The sequence below is a fragment of the Deltaproteobacteria bacterium genome, assembly GCA_030654105.1.
Classification (GTDB): Bacteria; Desulfobacterota; SM23-61; order SM23-61; family SM23-61; genus JAHJQK01.
The window spans coordinates 1-16,882 of record JAURYC010000228.1 but is presented as its reverse complement, the minus strand read 5'-3'; the positions used below and the strand labels follow the sequence as shown (position 1 = coordinate 16,882).

The window sequence follows — 16,882 nt, the reverse complement described above, 5'->3', positions numbered from 1 at the left end:
TCTTAGGATTGAATATTAAATTATTTTATCACGGAGAAGATAGGAAGGTCTATAATCAACAAACCATTTTGAAAAGGGTTTAAAAAGATTTAGATGCCCTGGTTTAAATTCTCGTCCCCCAGGGCCAACTTTCTTATTTTTTAATCAGATTATAAGTCGATCACTTGGCCATCCTCCGCCCATTCCATTTCCAGCCCGTTGAGTTTTTGTAAAACGTCCTCGCTCATATGAGTCAGAATGAGTCTCTTACATTCCAGCTGACCCCGCTTGTTCATCAGAGTTTGATAGTCGAGGTGATATTTAACCCTTTTTTCAAAAAAATAGGCTTCGCTGATAAAAAGATCAGCACCGCGGGCCACTTCCGTCAGGGTTTCTACCCACTCGGTATCGCCCGAGTACCCGATTATTTTTCCATCACACTCAACCCGTAAGGCATAGGAAGGAGCCCCACTCGGGTGATTGACCGGATAGGGAATAACGTTGATCCAACCAATGAGATGGGTGTTCCCGTCTTGAAGTTCGACAAACTCAATGGCGAACTTTTGCTGAACCCGGGAGGAACCCGGAAAAAGAACTTCCATCGCTTCGTTGACCCGCGTTCTTACTCCAGGAGGTCCGGCAACGACCAACGGGCGTGTTCGGCGGGTGAACTGGGCGTTGAGAATAAAAAAAGGAAGTCCCCCGAAATGATCTCCGTGTAGGTGCGAAAGGAGAATAATGTCAACCAAGGAAGGGTCAACGCCAAATCGCTTCATGGCCACAAGGGAGGAAGTACCGCAATCGATGAGCAGCTGCCCTGTGGCTGCAGTTACCTGGATGCAGGTTTGGAATCGTCCACCACTTCCCAAAGCATCTCCGGATCCTAAAAATTTAATTGCAACGCCGCTCATGCGGAACTCCTGTAGATTTCATTTTGCCCTGAGCAACAAAAAACTCCATTTCCTTCAAATTAAGCCCCCTCACCCTTCCCCTCTCCCCGCAAATGGGGGAGAGGGCTGGGGGGAGGGGGAGGGGTAAAAAAGTGGCTACGATAGACTGGCTTTTCAACTTTAACAGGATTTTTCAACCTCCCGATTCCTTCAACCTCACATTCCACCACATCCCTCTCCTTTAAGTATTGCTGGGTGCTAAAAGATGTTCCGGTCGGTGTCCCGGTAGCGATGATGTCGCCGGGTTCAAGAGTGACAAAGCTTGATATACGGGAAATGATCTCCGGGATCTTGAAGATCATCTCTTCACTTTGGCTATCCTGCCGGAGTTGGCCATTGACCCACAGGCGGAGTCTGAGCCCATGCGGATCCTTGATTTCATCTTTTCGGGCCAGCTGCAACGATCTGCCCCCCAGAGCTAAGAACCCTTTCATATCCACGGTGGGAAAGGGCTTTTCGCACCGGTTGGTCTTCTGCAATAAGCGGCCCAACCCCGCGTTAAAGTCGATTATTTTACCATCCCCTACGATTCCCAAACGAGCTTCGCGCCCTTGCCGAAATGTTGCCAACTTCAATTTTTCCTCCCTTCACAAGTTTTTCCAGAAAGGCTTTTGGGCTTCTTTTACTTTTCTGATGACGGGATCGATCATCTGGGAATCCACCATTCCTCGGATCTTCTCGTCCCTTCCTTCAGCAAGAATCTCTCCCTGCATAGTCTTTAAAACTTCCTTAATCGAATCCCTCAATCCGTTCAAATGGTATCCCCCTTCCAGGACAAAGACCACTTTCCCGTTACAGGTCTTTCGGGCAAATTCTAACACAATTTTAGCCAGGTTGGCGAACCCCGCGGGAGTCACCTGCATGCCCCCCAACGGGTCCTGGTAATAAATGTCAAAGCCTGCAGAGACAAACACAATTTCTGGTTTATATTCCAGAGCAATGGGTTCCAGAATCTCTTCGAAAACCTTCATATATTCAGCATCTCCCGGTCCGGCCTGGAGGGGGACGTTAACCGTAAACCCTTTTCCGGCCCCGCTCCCCATTTCGTTTATATATCCCGTTCCAGGATAATAGGGAAACTGATGGCTGGAGAAATACAGTACGTCCGCTCGCTCATAAAAAGAATGCTGAGTGCCATTTCCGTGATGCAAGTCCCAGTCGATAATCAGGGCTCTTTTTACGTTATGGGTTTTGATGGCATATCCAGCGGCAATGGCTACGTTGTTAAAAAGGCAAAACCCCATGGCCCGGTTGGATTCGGCATGATGCCCTGGAGGCCGAATCAAGGCAAAAGCATTGTCCAGCTCCCCCTTGATAACCTTTTCCGCCGCTACCAGCGTCCCTCCAGCAGCTAATTTTGCGGTGACATAGGATTGGGAGCAAGCATACGTATCGGGGTCGAGCATGGTAAAGTCGCGACCCGCAGTAGAGGCCACCAGCTGAATATACCTGCGGACGTGAATGAGCTCCAGCTCTTCGTCCGTGGCCATCCGGGGTTGAATTTCTACCAACTTTCCTTGCAGGTCAGGTTCTTGCATCATTTTGTAAACCACTTGCAGCCGCTCCTGGGATTCAGGGTGGTAAGAATTCGCTACATGATCCATGTATCGGTTGTCTTGCACGATTCCTGTTCTCGCCATCGGCTCACGCTCCTTTTTGACGGCTCAGCAAAAATTCTTCATATGGCCAAAGCTTTTCCTGTAAGCCGTTGATAAACTTCTATGTACTTTTCCGAAGTCTTCCGCACGACATCCTCCGGAAGGTTCGGTGCCGGGGGCTTCTTGTCCCAACGGATGGACAGCAAATAATCCCGGACAAATTGCTTGTCGAAACTTTTCTGCGGCCCTCCGGGAGTATATCCCTCCAGCGGCCAGAAACGGGAGGAATCCGGAGTTAAGGCTTCGTCGATAAGCAGAACCTTCCCGTCTTCATCCAGCCCGAACTCAAACTTGGTATCGGCAATAAGGATCCCCCGCTTCTCGGCCAGAGCGGTAGCCTGTTGGTACACTCGAATGCTCACCGAACGGATTTCTTCTGCCAACTCCTTCCCCAATATCTTTACCGTAGCCGAAAAATCGATGTTCTCATCATGATTTCCCACTTCCGCCTTTGTCGATGGGGTAAACAAGGGGATTTCCAGCTTCGCGGATTCTTTCAACCCCGGCGGTAGCGCAATGCCGCTGATCGAACCCTTTTCCTGGTAGTCATTCCAACTAGACCCTGAAAGGTATCCCCGGACGATGCACTCTACCGGCAGCGGCTTTGCTTTCTTCACGACCATGGCCCGTCCGGCTAACAACTTTGCAATGGGCTGAGGAAGGCCTGGAAATTTTTCCAATTGGGTAGTCACCATGTGGTGGGCTACAATGGTCTCCAGGGTCTGGAACCAGTGAGCGGAAATCTGGTTGAGCACCCGGCCTTTATGGGGAATTCCATTGGATAGCACCACGTCGAAGGCGGATATTCGGTCTGTGGCCACGATCATCAAATGTTTCCCTAAGTCATAGATGTCTCTTACTTTACCGCGATGAGCCAACGGGATCTCTTGAATCTCCGTAGTCAACAAAATTCCGGTTGTCATTTTCTTCTCCTCCCTATACTTTCGTATTTCGTTTTTAAAGCATTTCCGGGGTTGCTGTCAAGGATTTCTTCCACTTGCTACCCTCAGTTTTTAGAACATCTAAGGAATGCCGCCTCATTTTGCCAAACCAGGCGCTCTCTCCGCCCGGACCGGAGAAACCCCTGGCAGGAAAACTCAACCTTTAAAAATGGAGGTGGGCAAGTTCCTCCCAAGGGCTTTTCGATTTTGCCCTTGACACTACCCCTAAAAGTTTCTATTCTTGAATAAAAAGGTCTACCGCAATGTTTGGCATCGGTCTCCCAGAATTAATCATCATTCTCATCGTGGCCCTGATTGTTTTCGGCCCCAAGAAACTTCCTGATTTGGCCAAGTCTTTGGGAAAAGGGATGGCCGAATTCAGAAAAGCCACGGATGATTTAAAGTCAAGTATTGATAATGATATTCAGGAAATTAAGGATATTAAGATAGATCTTGACCAAGAGGAAACATCCAACCCGTACCAATCAGAAGCCCCTTCTCCAACTGAAACCGGGGTCGATGCTGATGTGTCCCCCCCCGAATTGAAAGAATCTTCAACTGAACCCATTGCGGCCCATGATCCTTTCCTGGATAATTTGGAGAGAGGGAAAATAGAGATCGCCGAACCTCCGGCAGGCGTGCCTTCCGAGCAGACCATCGCCCAAACCACTCCCCCGCCAAAGGAAGAAAACCAACCTGTCATCACCAAAGAATCCGTCTGAAATGTCTGATAAGAAACTCCCCCTTACCGCGCACCTGGAGGAACTGCGCAAGAGGTTGATTTATTCCTTCCTGGCCATCGGCGTAGCTTTTGCGCTTTGTTACGCTTTTATTAAACCGATCGTAGAAATCTTAATGCGCCCCCTCGTCCAGATTTTGCCCCAGGGCAGCACGTTAGTTTTTACCGCCGTTCCCGATGCTTTTTTCACTTATTTGAAAGCAGCGTTCTTGGCCGGGATCTTTTTTTCTTCCCCTTTTATTCTTTACCAGATCTGGGCTTTCGTCTCCCCCGGACTTTACCAGCGGGAAAAAAAATACATTTTCCCTTATTTGATCGTTTCTTCAGTCTTCTTCGTTGGCGGTGCCTTTTTCTGTTACTATATTGTCTTTCCGGTGGTCTTTCGTTTTTTCCTAAGCTTCGCCTCCGAAACGATCCGCCCGCTCCCAGCCATCAAGGATTACCTCGCTTTTACCATCAAACTTCTCCTGGCCTTCGGCCTGTTGTTCCAGTGGCCAGCATTGATTCTTTTTTTAGCACGCATGGGGGTCGTTTCATCCTCGATCCTTTCCCGAAACCGAAAATATGCTGTCCTGGTCATTTTCGTTGCTGCAGCTGTTCTAACGCCCCCTGATTTGGTTTCCCAGCTCCTTTTGGCTGGGCCGCTGCTGGCCATGTATGAGGGGTCCATCTGGATAGCTAAATTCTTTGGCAAAAAGGAAGAAAAAGCGGAAAAAGAGGAGGAAAAATAAAATAATTTTTAACTGCTGGCCGAACCTTCGCTCCGGGCCTTTTTTGCTCCCGCGCAAATTTGGTTAAACTCATCTAATATTTCCCGCTGGCGCTGGTTTAACTTACTGGGGATTTCTACCTGTAACTTCACCTTTTGGTCCCCTCGGCCGATCCCTTGGAGAATGGGCATCCCGTATCCCTTCAGGGTAAAACTTTTTCCCGCCGGAGTTCCCGGCGGAATCTTCAGTTTGGCTTTTCCTCTTAGAGTCGGAACCTCGATCTCCGCTCCCCTCACAGCTTGAATCAGGGTGATGGGAATCTGGCATAGGATATCATTCCCTGATCGGCTAAAGATAGAATGCTTCCTTACGGAAACCATAACGTAGAGGTCTCCCGGTAATCCACCGTTTCTGCCCATTTCTCCTTCTCCCCGGAGACGCAGACGAGTACCGTTGTCTACCCCGGGGGGAATACGGATGCGGGTGCTTCGGGTCAACTTGATGTGGCCCGTTCCCCGACATTGGGAACACGGTCGAACAATAACTTTTCCTTCCCCTCCGCAACGTTGGCAAGTTGTCTCTGTTATAAAAAAGCCACGCTGGGCCCGGAGCGAACCTAACCCCCGGCATGCAGGACAGGTCATGGGCAGGGTTCCGGGAGCGCAACGACTTCCCCGGCATAGCGGGCAAACCGACAACCGAGGAACTTTGATTTCCGTTTCCATGCCAAAGGCCGCTTCTTCTAAAGAGACCTCTACGTTGTATCGGAAATCCACTCCTTTGGTTCTTGTAAACCTTTGCCTTCGACTTCCGAAAAATTCTTCAAAAATTTCGCCCCACAAATCATCAAAAAAATTTCCAGGGGGAGAAAAATCTTCCGGTTCTCGGAACCCCGCAAAACTTCCCCGGCCCACGGAGGCACCGTAGCGGTCATACGCCACCCGTTTCTTCGCATCCTGCAAAACCTCGTAGGCTTCCGTAATGTGTCGAAACTGCTCTGCGGCGGAAGGGTTTCCAGGGTTCTTGTCGGGATGAAACTGGTGGGCAAGACGACGGTAGGCTTTCTTGATCTCCTCCGGCGTAGCCGACTGATTAAGACCGAGGAGGTCATAATAATCTCGGGAAAACATTAAGTTCCTTTTATCTTTTGATCGGTCTTGGCTTTCGAGACGATGACCTTGGCCGGTCGAAGGAGGCGGTCATGGAAGAGATACCCTCTTTCAACTTCCGCAATCACCCGATTGGGTTCTTGCTCGCTTTCTTCCTGCGCAATGGCTTCGTGTTGCTCAGGGTTAAAAATCTCTCCTGCAGCCTGGATAGGTTTCACCCCGAATTTTTCCAGGATGTTTAAAAATTGTTTGTGGGTAATTTCCACCCCTTCCAAGAGAGAATCGTTTTCTGGCGCGTTTTTTCCATGGTCGATTGCCCGGGCTAAATTATCCAGCGCGGGCAGCATTGCCTTAAGGAGGTTCTCGCTCCCAAATTTCATCAAGTCAGCTTTTTCCCTTTGCACCCGCTTCTTAAAATTCTCAAACTCCGCCCGCAAACGCAACCATTTATCGAAATTTTCTGCCGCTTCCTTGGTTTTTTCTTCCAGTAGAGCCTGGGTTTTTTCCTCGGGAGTCTGTTCGGGCTTTTCCGCTGTAGGCTCCTTTATTTTTTCAGTTGCCCCAACAGACTTTTCTCCGCCGGCCTCTTCACTCCTTTCTTCCGCAAGAGTTACTTCCAGATTCTTTTTTTCATCATTGTTTTTATTTTTTTTATTTTTCTCGCTCAAAATAGCTTCTCCTTTTAGGTCTTACTCTTCCTCCCGGGCCTTATCCACTTTCAGAGGTTACTACTCGTCCATGTTTTCCAGGATTTTCCCCAGGATTCTGGCCGTATAATCCACAATGGGAATGATGCTGGAGTAATCCATCCGTGTTGGCCCGATAACTCCCAAAGTTCCCAGGGTAAAATTTTCTTTAGAATAAGACGCTGCCACGATGCTGCACTCCCTCATTTCGTTGAATTCGTTTTCCGCGCCAATAAAAATTTGAATCCCCTGCGTGGCCAGAGCCTTGTCCAAGAGTTTGACAATCTTGGTTTTCTCCTCGAACGCCAAAAGAAGGAGCCGCATTTTCTCCACGTCGGCAAATTCTGGAGATTGAATGATGTTGGTTTTGCCTTCAATGTAAAGGTCGCCTTCCGCTTCGTCTTCCAGCGCTTTCTGGCTGAGTTGGAGGGCACGATACATGAGTTTATCAAAGAGGACTTTCTCCTTCTTCATCTCCTCCACAATTTTGCGTTTGGCCTCAACCAGGCTCAATCCGTCCATGATCTCGTTTAGGTACTTGCTGAATTTTTCCAGCTCATCCTGATTTAATGGCTCATCGGACTCGATCAGTTTATTTTGAACTTCGCCTGATTTGGATACGATGATCACCAGTATTTTTTTCTCTCTAAGCTTGATAAATTCTATATGTTTGAATACATTACTCCCAAAACGCGGGGCCAAAACGACCCCCGTCTGTTTGGATAGCAGAGAAAGTAAAGACGAGGCGTGCTTCATCATCTCATTTATGTCCGTCTTCTCATTTTGCAGGCTCAGAATAATACGATCTTGGTCAATTTTGTTGAGTCGGCGCACTTCCAATATGCTGTCCACGTAGAAACGAAAGGCCCGATCCGTAGGCACCCGCCCGGCTGAAGTGTGCGGCTGCCGCAAAAAGCCCATCTCCTCTAAATCCGCCATAACATTGCGGATTGTTGCTGGACTGAGCTCCATCTTATATTTTTTAGACACAGTTCGTGATCCCACCGGTTCTGCAGTTTGGATATAATCCATAATAATTGCCTGCAATACTTTACGGTCTCGAGAAGTTAAGGTCTCACTCATCGGATTACCTCTTAGCACTCTAAGCCCAAGAGTGCTAATTAAACATAGCAACAATTCTCCTTCTTGTCAAGAATGGCAATTCCCTCGGTCCCCTTCACCTTTTAATAAATTGATGAATTCACAGTGAAAGAGGAAGCCCGGGCGGGAGGGGGATGGAAGCGCAAGGAATTTTCCAAGTGCAGGGTAACGGGTCAGTAATAAAGATTGCCAGAATTTTTATTTATGGTAAAAATGAATTATCGAAACCCAGGCAAGGAGGAAAGGTTCATGTTGGCAAAGCTGTTTTCCTTACAGGGCAAAGTTGCTTTGATCACCGGTGCGAGCCGCGGGATAGGTCGGTCCATTGCTCTGGCCTTTGCGGAAGCTGGGGCCAAATCGGTAGTTTCCAGTCGCAATAAGCGGCCGCCGGAACTGGAGAAGGTGGCGGAACAGGTTCGCGGGATGGGCGGTGAGGCTATAGCTATTCCGGCCCACGTGGGGAAGAAAGAAGAGGTGCAAAAGCTCGTTCAAGGAACACTTCAAGCATTCGGCCGGATCGATGTTTTAGTCAACAATGCCGGAGCTAACCCCGTCTTGAGCTCGATGGTGGATTTGGAAGAAGAGGCTTTTGATAAAGTTTTGGAAGTGAACTTGAAGGGTGCCTTCTTGATGAGTAAAGTCGTAGCCAAGGAGATGATCAAGCAGGGTGGAGGCAGGATCATCAATATCAGTTCTATCAGCGGGCTCCGCGCGCGGGCGGATCAAACCGGAGCCTACTGCATCAGCAAGGCGGCCCTAAACATGATGACCCAGGTGATGGCGCGGGAACTGGCCCCGCATAACATTTTAGTAAACGCCATCGCCCCCGGCTCCATTAAAACGGAATTCAGCCGGGTGAACTGGACGGACCCAGATCGCAGGGCACAGCGCATCAGAGAAATTGAACTCAAACGATTTGGTGAACCTGAAGAGGTCGTGGGTCTTGCCCTTTTTCTGGCGGCGGAAGCCAGTTCATTCGTAACGGGTGAAATCATCCGCGTGGACGGGGGGCAAACAATATAAAGAAGGGGTAAGGCACAAGTCGTAAGGCTAAGGGAAAAGGAATAAGGAACGAAATTGAGGACAGATAGCCTATTTTTGACTTAACCCTCAACACTCGCCACTTAAAAGGAAAGGAGACCGACTTATGGTGATGCCAACTTATGAAATTTATGCTCTTAAATATGCCGGGCCTTTCACCCGACCGGCGTCCATGGTCAACTGGTTCCAGGACATAGATAAGAACGCCCAGATTAATTATTATATTTTTGCTATCCGGGGAGGCGGTGAAACAATTGTCGTCGACTGCGGCTGTGCTCCCCAATTAGCCAAGGAGCGCAATCTGGCCGGCTACATCAATCCGGTAGATGTCCTGAAAAGGATTGACATCGACGCCGCAAAGGTAAAACACGTAGTGGCGACCCATATCCATTTTGACCACATTAGTGGAGTTGAGTTGTTTCCGCGCGCAACGATTTTCCTCCAGGAAAAAGAGTTCAATTTCTGGATGACCAACCCAACCGCCAAACGTGCTCCTTTTCTGCAGGTTACGGACCCGGTAGCCAATCGTTACCTGGCCAAGTTAAAAGGAAAAAAGAGGCTTCAACTCATCCGGGGTGATAAAAAAATCTTGCCGGGAATCGAGTTGCTTCTTTGCCCGGGTCACACCATCGGTCTGCAAACAGTGGTCGTGAACACCACAAAAGGAAAGGCCATCGTGGGTTCCGATTCCGCCCATACTTTCTCCAGTTATCGCACCGACATTCCCAGTGCGATCATCACCGATATGATCGCCTGGATGAAAAGTTACGATAAGATTCGGGCCAAGGCCTCATCCATCGATTTGATCTTCCCGGGCCATGACCTCGCTCTGATAGATGCCTATCCCAAAGTTGCCGAAGGTGTTTCCCGGCTGGTATAAAATAAAATTTTAGGACGCAGATTTTCGCAGATCAACGCAGAAAAATACTGTTTCAATATAAAAGCCAAAACTTTTTTTATTCTTTGGCGTTACGCCTTTAAATTTTTATTTCAACCCTGTGGATCTGCGTTTATCTGCGTCCAAAATATTTTTAAATATATTAATAGGAGGATAACATGAAGGTACTGGGAATCTTGGGGAGTCCAAGAATTGGAGGAAATAGCGATATCCTTCTGGACCAGGCTCTGGCCGGGGCAAAAGACGCCGGGGCAGAAGTAGAAAAGATTATCCTTTGTCAGAAAAAAATTTCCGGTTGTTTTGATTGTGGAAAATGCAATGAAACTGGAATCTGCGCTGTCCAGGATGATATGCCGGAGATCCACCAGAAGATTCTGGAAGCCAATGCCGTTATCCACAGCGTGCCCACTTACTTCTGGTCCATGACTGCTCAGATGAAGGCTTACCTGGACCGCTGGTGCGCCTTTTTTGATGCGGAGTGGCGCTGGCATAAGCAATATTACCCCAAGATGAAAGGGAAAAAGATTGGCCTCATCACGGTCTGCGGAGATCCCAATGTCTCCACCGCGGATCCCATTGTCCATAGCTTTAAGACCACCTGCGATTTCACCAAGCTAAAATGGATGGGAACGGTAATGGCGTCGGCATCGGCCAAAGGAGAGATCGCCAAGAACGAATCAGCCAAAAAAGAGGCGTTCGCTTTAGGGCAAAAAGTGGCCACCCTTTAAAAAATTCAGAGGGTTCCTTTGAAATGGTAATGAGAAAATCTTTCCCCTTCCCGCTGATGCCTCTTCTTTTGCTTGTGGGCATCTTTTACCTGACGTTTGTCGCCCGGGTTGTTTTAGCACCGCTCCTCCCCGTGATTGAAAAAGATTTGGGCCTGGGTCATGGAGAAGCTGGGACTTTATTCCTTTTCGTCGCCTTCGGTTATGGTGCTGGGCTTTTGGGATCAGGATTCATTTCCTCGCTGCTGAACCACCGGCGCACGATCACCTTATCGAGCATCCTGGTGGGAGGGGCAATTGTGGCTATATCCCGGTCATTCTCAATAAACCAAATGCATGCCGGGCTTGTGCTTGCTGGCCTTTCAGCAGGGTTTTATCTTCCCTCAGGGATTGCTACGCTGACGGAACTGGTCAGCAAGGAACATTGGGGAAAAGCCATGGCCATTCATGAACTGGCCCCCAATCTGGGTTTTATTACGGCGCCTTTATTGTCTGAAGCTTTGCTAAATTTTTTTTCCTGGCGTGGGGCATTAGCGGTGCTGGGTGTCTGGTCGATTCTCATGGGGATTCTTTTTTGGCTTTTTGGCCAGGGAGGAAGGGAAAAAGGGGAACCGCCGCGTCTCCAGTCGATCTATACAATTATGATCAGCCCTTCCTTCTGGATGATGGCGACCATGTTCACTGTTTCCATCGGGTCGAGTATCGGCGTTTATACCATGATGCCCCTTTTTCTTGTAAACGAAATGGGAATGGACCGAGGTTGGGCCAACACGCTTATCGGGCTCTCCCGCATGTTTGGGATCGTCGTCTTATTCCTTTCTGGTTCGATCATAGATCGGTTCGGGCCAAAACGGACCGTGACTTTATTTTTGATAACCACGGGTGTTTTTACCTTTCTCCTCGGATTGATCCCCAGTCCCATAACCACACCTATTTTGCTTTTCCTCCAAGCTGCTTCAGCAGCATGTTTGTTTCCAGTAGGTTTTACAATCCTCGCCCTAATCTTTCCCTCCCATTTGCGGAGCGCAGCTGTATCATTGGTCATTTTCGTCGGATTTCTTTTGGGAGGCGGCGTCGTTCCGTCGAGTATCGGTCATTGGGCTGAAGCATATTCTTTCTCCTCCGCCCTTACCATTTTAGGCCTTCTTTTTATTGTCTTGTTACCTCTATTCCTTCGCGTTGGCGCTCGCCTGGAAATGTCGGATAAAAAATAGTCATTAAGTCAATAAGTCATTGAGTCATTGGCTTTACACCTTGCCCCTTGCGCCTTGCGACTTGCGCCTATTTTTTCGGTGGCCAGGTGGGGCGGGGAGACATGAAACGTTCTCTCAGCCCTTCCGGGTTGAACTCCTTGGATTTGCAAAAGTTGATCACCCGCCGCTCCCAGTCCTCCATAAGCTGGGCAGCTTTGGGTACATCTCTGGCGATCTCCAACGGGATGGAGATCACTCCGTGCTTATCGCCCAGGATGAGGTCCCCTGATTTCACAACCAGTCCCCCCACTTTGACCGGAATTCCCACCTCCACCAAATGAACGTAAGCGTGGGAAACGGATATACAACTGGAGAAGAATTGGAACCCCGTTTCCCTTACCTCATCCAAGTCTCGGACAGATCCGTCGGTCACCGTGCCCACGCACCCCAAGGCCTTGTGAATGTTGGCGTTTACTTCTCCCCAGAAGGATCCTACCACCGGATGATCAATATCATGGATTAACGCTACCCTGGGTTCCGGTATTTTTTGAATTTCTTTCCACCATTCCGGCGGTGGAACTCGCCGCCCCTCTGGAGAGTCAGCGGATATAACGGCCGTGACGGCATAGCCAATCATCGGCCCCAAATCGGGAAAGGCACATTTAATCTCCGGAAGCATGAACCCTTCATTCCGGGGTCGAATATTGAAGAGCTCAATAGCATTTGCTATGGCGCAGGTAGGCCAGCGGCGCAAGGCTTCCAGTTCTTCATCGTTTAAATAATTGGTCATTTTTCACCTCTTGGTTGGTAGTGGTGGCAATTGGTTGATCTTAACGGAAGCTTATCGAATTGGGTCCAGTGAGTCAACAAAAATTAAAAAGAGATGGTTTTTTAAAATTGCAGCGGAAGCAGGAGGTAACTTTCCCCTCTTCACTTTTAATTTTCTCTTGTGATTTCAGAAGGATTATCAAGACCCGGGAAGAGACTGCCCGGCTCGGACGGGCTCCACTACTCAAAGTAAATTCATCAACTTATTGAAAAATGAAGGGATGCATGAGGAGGTAATACTTGACACCTCATAGGATGTGTGAAAAAATTCTTTTCGCAAATAATCCTTTTTAGGTAGGCGGGCATCATTATGCAATACCCCTTCACCATCATCGGCGGAGGCTTAGCGGGATGTGAGGCTGCTTGGCAGGCCTCCCGGAGGGGGGTTTCCGTTTTTCTTTACGAGATGAAACCCCAGCGTTTTTCGCCGGCGCATGTTTCTCCGCTTTTAGGGGAATTGGTCTGCAGCAATTCCTTGCGCTCGAATTCCCTCTACAACGCCGTTGGATTACTCAAAGAAGAAATGCGCCAGTTGGGCTCTCTAACCATGGCTGTTGCCGCTGAAACCTGCGTTCCCGCAGGCGATGCCCTCGCCGTTGACCGGCAGGCTTTTGCCATGGAGATAACCGCCCGCCTGCAATCTGCGGACAAGGTCAAAATCATCCGGGAAGAAGTTACCCAGATTCCTTCCGAGGGAATTGTGATCATTGCCTCCGGGCCATTAACCTCGCCAATCCTCGCTGAATCTATCAAAAAGCTAACCGGCGAAGAATACCTCTATTTCTATGACGCCATCGCCCCCATTGTCGATGGGGACAGCCTGAACAAGGATGTAATTTTCCGCGCCTCCAGGTATGGGCAGGGGAACGATTATCTGAATTGTCCCATGACTCGGGAGGAATATTACCGTTTCGTTGATGAACTCGGCCAAGGGGAAAAAGCCCCTTACAGGGAGTTTGAACAGCCCGTGCATTTCGAAGGCTGCCTGCCTATCGAAGAGATGGCTGGAAGAGGCAGGGAAACTTTGGCCCACGGCCCGATGAAACCGGTGGGTCTCCGTGATCCCCGCACCGGAAAAATTCCTTATGCTGTCGTCCAGTTGCGGCAGGAGAATGAGCAGGGGACGGCCTTCAACTTGGTGGGGTTTCAAACCAAATTGAAATGGAAGGAGCAGGAGCGCATTTTCCGCATGATTCCTGGCCTGGAACAGGCTGTTTTTCTTCGTTTCGGCAGTCTTCACCGCAACACCTTCATCCATGCACCATCATTGCTAAAACAGACTTTGCAACTAAAAAAGGATGAACGAATTTTTTTTGCCGGACAGATTACCGGGGTTGAAGGTTATGTGGAATCGTCGGCCATGGGTCTACTGGCTGGCATCAACGCCGCCCTTCATCTTCAGGGGAAACCCATGCTCTTTCCTCCTCAGACAACAGCCATTGGCAGTTTGATCCATTACCTAAGCAACCCGGTGGTGAAAGAGTTTCAACCCATGAACGTTAATTTTGGCCTGTTTCCGCCCCTGGACAGGCACCTAAGGGGAAAAGAAAAACATAAGGCCTTGGCCGAACGCGCCTTAAGAGATCTGAAAGAATGGGCCAATGGCTCGGCAAAATAAATTTTAAAACGAATTTCTGACTCAGGACACTATATGTAAACGCATGGCAAAAAACTCCATCCTCAAAAAAACCGAAGTTCTTATCGTCGGGGCGGGGCCCGCTGGCTCGACCCTGGCTTATGAATTGGCCCGTCTGGGTATCGAGGTTTTGCTTTTGGATAAGGCAAAATTTCCTCGGGGGAAAACCTGTGCCGGCGGTATCAATGTGCGCACTCTTCGCTTTCTTCCTTTTGATCTTGGACCCGTGGTGGAAAGAGTCATCACGGGCATTTCCTTTACCCGAAAATTAGAAAAACACTTTCTCAGGCGTTATCATGAGCCGCTCATGGTCACCGTGCGCCGGGAAGCTCTTGATAATTTCCTGGCCCAAAAGGCAACCCAGATGGGAGCCTGCTTTGCGGATGGAACCCAATTTCTTTCTCTCGGCCAGGAAGGCGTTAACATCCAGGTGAAAACCTCCGCTGGAACCTGTTGCGCCCAATTCGTTATTGGAGCAGATGGAGCCCAAAGCACCGTGGCTAAGAATTTGGATCTAATGACCGAAGCGCCTTATATATTGGCTATTCATAGTGAAGTTCCCACCTCCTTATTCCCCTGGGGGGAGCCTGATCTCATCCATATCGACTGGGGAAGTTTAAAGAGAAGTTACGCCTATCTTCTCCCCAGGAAAGATTTTTTTGCCATGGGCGCGGTAGGTTTTAAAACCCCTCCCCCTCAGATTAAAAATTACCAGCGGGCTTTTGGGGCTACTCAATGGCAAAAAGAAGAAAACCCTCCCTTTAGCGCCGCGGGCTTTCTCCTGCCCCTCCGCCAAAAACGAAGGTTGATTCACCAAGGCCGATGTCTTCTCCTCGGTGACGCCGCCGGGCTGGTTGATCCTTTTACTGGAGAAGGGATCTTCTATGCCATCCGTAGCGCCCAACTGGCAGCTCCGTTACTGGCAGAAGCCGTAAAAGAAGGGCGGGATTCCCTGCAATCATGCCAGGAAGCAATCAACCGCAACTTGATGCCGGAGATAGAATGTTCCCGGCTCTTGCGGGAGATTTTCAATCTTCGCCCTTCCTTTTTTCATCGAAAAATTGCTACCAGCGATAGATGGTGGGTGGCAATGGCCCAGATAATGCGGGGTGAAAAAACTTTTTTAGATATAAAAAATAAACTGGGGCCGCTGGGAAATCTACTTCTAAGAATGGCGAGATAGGGGATAAAGGGTGTAGGGGGTAGGGGGTAAGGAATGAGTGTTTGGTGTTGGGTTTTTTAGCCTATTGTCTATCACCTATAGCCTATTACTTATTACGCTCATAAATGAGTCGCAATCCTTCGAGGGTCAAAAACTCGTCCACCTCTTCTATGCTTTTCGATTCCGCGGCAATCAGGGGGGCCAGTCCCCCCGTGGCAATAACCTTGGGGTCAGAACCTACCTCTTCTTTCATGCGCCGGACAATCTCATCCACCAGTCCCACATAACCAAAGAAAATTCCCGCCTGCATGGAATGAACGGTGTTCTTCCCTACGACCTTTTGGGGCTTGGCCAGCTCCACCCGCGGAAGCTTCGAAGCGCGCATGAAGAGCGCTTCACAGGAGATGCCCAGGCCAGGAGCGATCGCTCCACCCATGTATTCTCCTTTAGAAGAAATATAATCAAAAGTGGTGGCGGTCCCGAAATCCACTACGATTAAACTTCTCTTATGTTTGTGGTAGGCGGCAACGGCGTTGACGATGCGGTCCGCCCCCACTTCCATCGGGTTGTCCGTAAGAACTGGCATTCCGATATTCATTCCAAATTCAACGATCAGGGGCTTCCGCTGAAAATATCTTTCTGAGAGTTCCAGGAGCATGTTCAACATAGGTGGCACAACGCAGGAGATGGCGATCGCTTCTATTCCCCCGAGGGAGATGGACCGGGAGGAAAAGAGATTGCGCACCAGGATGCCATACTCATCGCTGGTTCGATCACGCTCTGTCCAAATGCGCCAATTATCTACCAGGCGCTCTCCCTCATAAATGCCCAAGACGATGTTTGTGTTTCCTACATCGATGACTAAAAGCATGATTCGCTCCTCATAAGCGTAAACTTACATCTCCAGCGATCAATCGCTGCATCTTTCCTTTCCCGTCTATCAATAAAAGAGCTCCGTCCGTATCTAAGCCCAGAACCTGGCCTGCGAATTCCTTATCCATCACTTTGACCGTAACCCATTTTTGATTGACCCAGGAAAGTTTGTTCCATTCCTCACGAAGTCTGGGCGAAAAACCCTCCCGGAGGAAAAGCTCATACTCCCTCTCCAGTTCTCCCAGGAGCTCCCCGGCTACCAGCTCGCGGGAGAATTTTCTTCCCCCTTCCGCCATCAGCGAAGTAGCCAAACCCTGTAGGTCAGGGGAAACCTCTTCCATCTCCCAGTTCACGTTTACCCCCACTCCCAGGATGACGAAACGGATCTTAGGGCCTTCGGCCTCCATTTCCGAGAGGATGCCGGCCACTTTCTTCCCGTGGATGAAGATGTCGTTGGGCCATTTAATTCGCGCCTCCAGGCCCGAAGCCCTGGCCAGAGCATTGGCGCAGGCTACGCCTGCCAGAAGAGTGATCTTGGGCGCAACTGCCGGAGGAATGGATGGCTTCAGAATAACGGAAATATATAAATTGACCCCGGGGGGGGATTCCCAGACCCGCCCCAGACGGCCTTTCCCCTGCGCTTGGGACTCGGC

17 protein-coding genes and 1 pseudogene are annotated in these 16,882 nt (G+C 49.4%); 8 read left to right on the top strand and 10 right to left on the bottom strand.

Annotation, left to right across the window (positions count from 1 at the left end; genetic code table 11):
- Positions 1-149: 149 nt before the first annotated feature.
- From Q7V48_09605 to Q7V48_09590, 4 genes are read right to left on the bottom strand one after another with little or no spacing between them, the layout of a single operon-like run.
- The gene (locus tag Q7V48_09605) at positions 150-890 is read right to left on the bottom strand and encodes an MBL fold metallo-hydrolase (protein ID MDO9210986.1); all 741 of its coding nucleotides are present in this window, start codon (positions 888-890) and stop codon (positions 150-152) included.
- A gap of 59 nt (positions 891-949) precedes the next feature.
- Positions 950-1,504, bottom strand: coding sequence for a fumarylacetoacetate hydrolase family protein (locus tag Q7V48_09600; protein MDO9210985.1), 555 nt, complete (start codon positions 1,502-1,504; stop codon positions 950-952).
- 12 nt (positions 1,505-1,516) lie between these two features.
- On the bottom strand, positions 1,517-2,569 hold the full coding sequence (locus Q7V48_09595) for a histone deacetylase (GenBank protein MDO9210984.1): 1,053 nt from the start codon (positions 2,567-2,569) through the stop codon (positions 1,517-1,519).
- A gap of 38 nt (positions 2,570-2,607) precedes the next feature.
- Positions 2,608-3,510, bottom strand: coding sequence for a phosphoribosylaminoimidazolesuccinocarboxamide synthase (locus tag Q7V48_09590; GenBank protein MDO9210983.1), 903 nt, complete (start codon positions 3,508-3,510; stop codon positions 2,608-2,610).
- A gap of 281 nt (positions 3,511-3,791) precedes the next feature.
- On the opposite strand from Q7V48_09590, the pseudogene tatA reads away from it, so the two are divergent.
- Together tatA and tatC are read left to right on the top strand one after the other, a co-directional pair.
- Positions 3,792-3,956 (top strand): annotated as a pseudogene (gene tatA / locus Q7V48_09585) (twin-arginine translocase TatA/TatE family subunit).
- A gap of 295 nt (positions 3,957-4,251) precedes the next feature.
- The gene (tatC, locus tag Q7V48_09580) at positions 4,252-4,998 is read left to right on the top strand and encodes a twin-arginine translocase subunit TatC (protein MDO9210982.1); all 747 of its coding nucleotides are present in this window, start codon (positions 4,252-4,254) and stop codon (positions 4,996-4,998) included.
- A gap of 8 nt (positions 4,999-5,006) precedes the next feature.
- On the opposite strand, the gene dnaJ is transcribed toward tatC, so the two are convergent.
- From dnaJ to hrcA, 3 genes are read right to left on the bottom strand one after another with little or no spacing between them, the layout of a single operon-like run.
- Positions 5,007-6,107 (bottom strand): molecular chaperone DnaJ, encoded by a 1,101-nt coding sequence (gene dnaJ / locus Q7V48_09575; GenBank protein MDO9210981.1) that lies wholly within the window; start codon positions 6,105-6,107, stop codon positions 5,007-5,009.
- A complete protein-coding gene (gene grpE, locus Q7V48_09570; protein MDO9210980.1) occupies positions 6,107-6,754 on the bottom strand; it encodes a nucleotide exchange factor GrpE in 648 nt (215 codons plus the stop codon). The genes dnaJ and grpE overlap by 1 nt, the downstream gene beginning before the upstream one ends.
- Before the next feature lie 60 nt (positions 6,755-6,814).
- Positions 6,815-7,855 (bottom strand): heat-inducible transcriptional repressor HrcA, encoded by a 1,041-nt coding sequence (gene hrcA, locus Q7V48_09565; protein ID MDO9210979.1) that lies wholly within the window; start codon positions 7,853-7,855, stop codon positions 6,815-6,817.
- Between the two features lie 267 nt (positions 7,856-8,122).
- On the opposite strand from hrcA, the gene Q7V48_09560 reads away from it, so the two are divergent.
- The 4 genes from Q7V48_09560 (at position 8,123) to Q7V48_09545 (ending at position 11,751) form a co-directional block, all read left to right on the top strand.
- Positions 8,123-8,896 carry an SDR family oxidoreductase gene (locus Q7V48_09560; GenBank protein MDO9210978.1) on the top strand — a complete coding sequence of 258 codons (774 nt, stop codon included), beginning with the start codon at positions 8,123-8,125 and terminating at the stop codon, positions 8,894-8,896.
- Between the two features lie 124 nt (positions 8,897-9,020).
- Positions 9,021-9,794: an N-acyl homoserine lactonase family protein gene (locus tag Q7V48_09555; protein MDO9210977.1), complete on the top strand. Its 774-nt coding sequence runs from the start codon at positions 9,021-9,023 to the stop codon at positions 9,792-9,794.
- A 176-nt stretch (positions 9,795-9,970) separates the two neighbouring features.
- Positions 9,971-10,540, top strand: coding sequence for a flavodoxin family protein (locus Q7V48_09550; protein ID MDO9210976.1), 570 nt, complete (start codon positions 9,971-9,973; stop codon positions 10,538-10,540).
- Between the two features lie 23 nt (positions 10,541-10,563).
- Positions 10,564-11,751 carry an MFS transporter gene (locus tag Q7V48_09545; protein MDO9210975.1) on the top strand — a complete coding sequence of 396 codons (1,188 nt, stop codon included), beginning with the start codon at positions 10,564-10,566 and terminating at the stop codon, positions 11,749-11,751.
- Positions 11,752-11,818: 67 nt separating this feature from the next.
- On the opposite strand, the gene Q7V48_09540 is transcribed toward Q7V48_09545, so the two are convergent.
- Entirely contained in the window at positions 11,819-12,520 is a 702-nt protein-coding gene (locus tag Q7V48_09540) for an RraA family protein (GenBank protein ID MDO9210974.1), read from the bottom strand.
- Positions 12,521-12,868: 348 nt separating this feature from the next.
- On the opposite strand from Q7V48_09540, the gene trmFO reads away from it, so the two are divergent.
- Together trmFO and Q7V48_09530 are read left to right on the top strand one after the other, a co-directional pair.
- Entirely contained in the window at positions 12,869-14,176 is a 1,308-nt protein-coding gene (gene trmFO, locus Q7V48_09535; protein ID MDO9210973.1) for a methylenetetrahydrofolate--tRNA-(uracil(54)-C(5))-methyltransferase (FADH(2)-oxidizing) TrmFO, read from the top strand.
- Between the two features lie 43 nt (positions 14,177-14,219).
- Positions 14,220-15,377, top strand: a complete 1,158-nt coding sequence (locus Q7V48_09530; protein ID MDO9210972.1) for a geranylgeranyl reductase family protein — start codon at positions 14,220-14,222, stop codon at positions 15,375-15,377.
- Positions 15,378-15,462: 85 nt separating this feature from the next.
- Here the strand turns inward: Q7V48_09530 and Q7V48_09525 are convergent, their stop codons facing one another.
- Positions 15,463-16,227: a type III pantothenate kinase gene (locus Q7V48_09525; GenBank protein MDO9210971.1), complete on the bottom strand. Its 765-nt coding sequence runs from the start codon at positions 16,225-16,227 to the stop codon at positions 15,463-15,465.
- 10 nt (positions 16,228-16,237) lie between these two features.
- Positions 16,238-16,882, bottom strand: a 645-nt coding sequence (locus tag Q7V48_09520) for a biotin--[acetyl-CoA-carboxylase] ligase (protein MDO9210970.1), incomplete at its 5' end; no start/stop codon positions are given.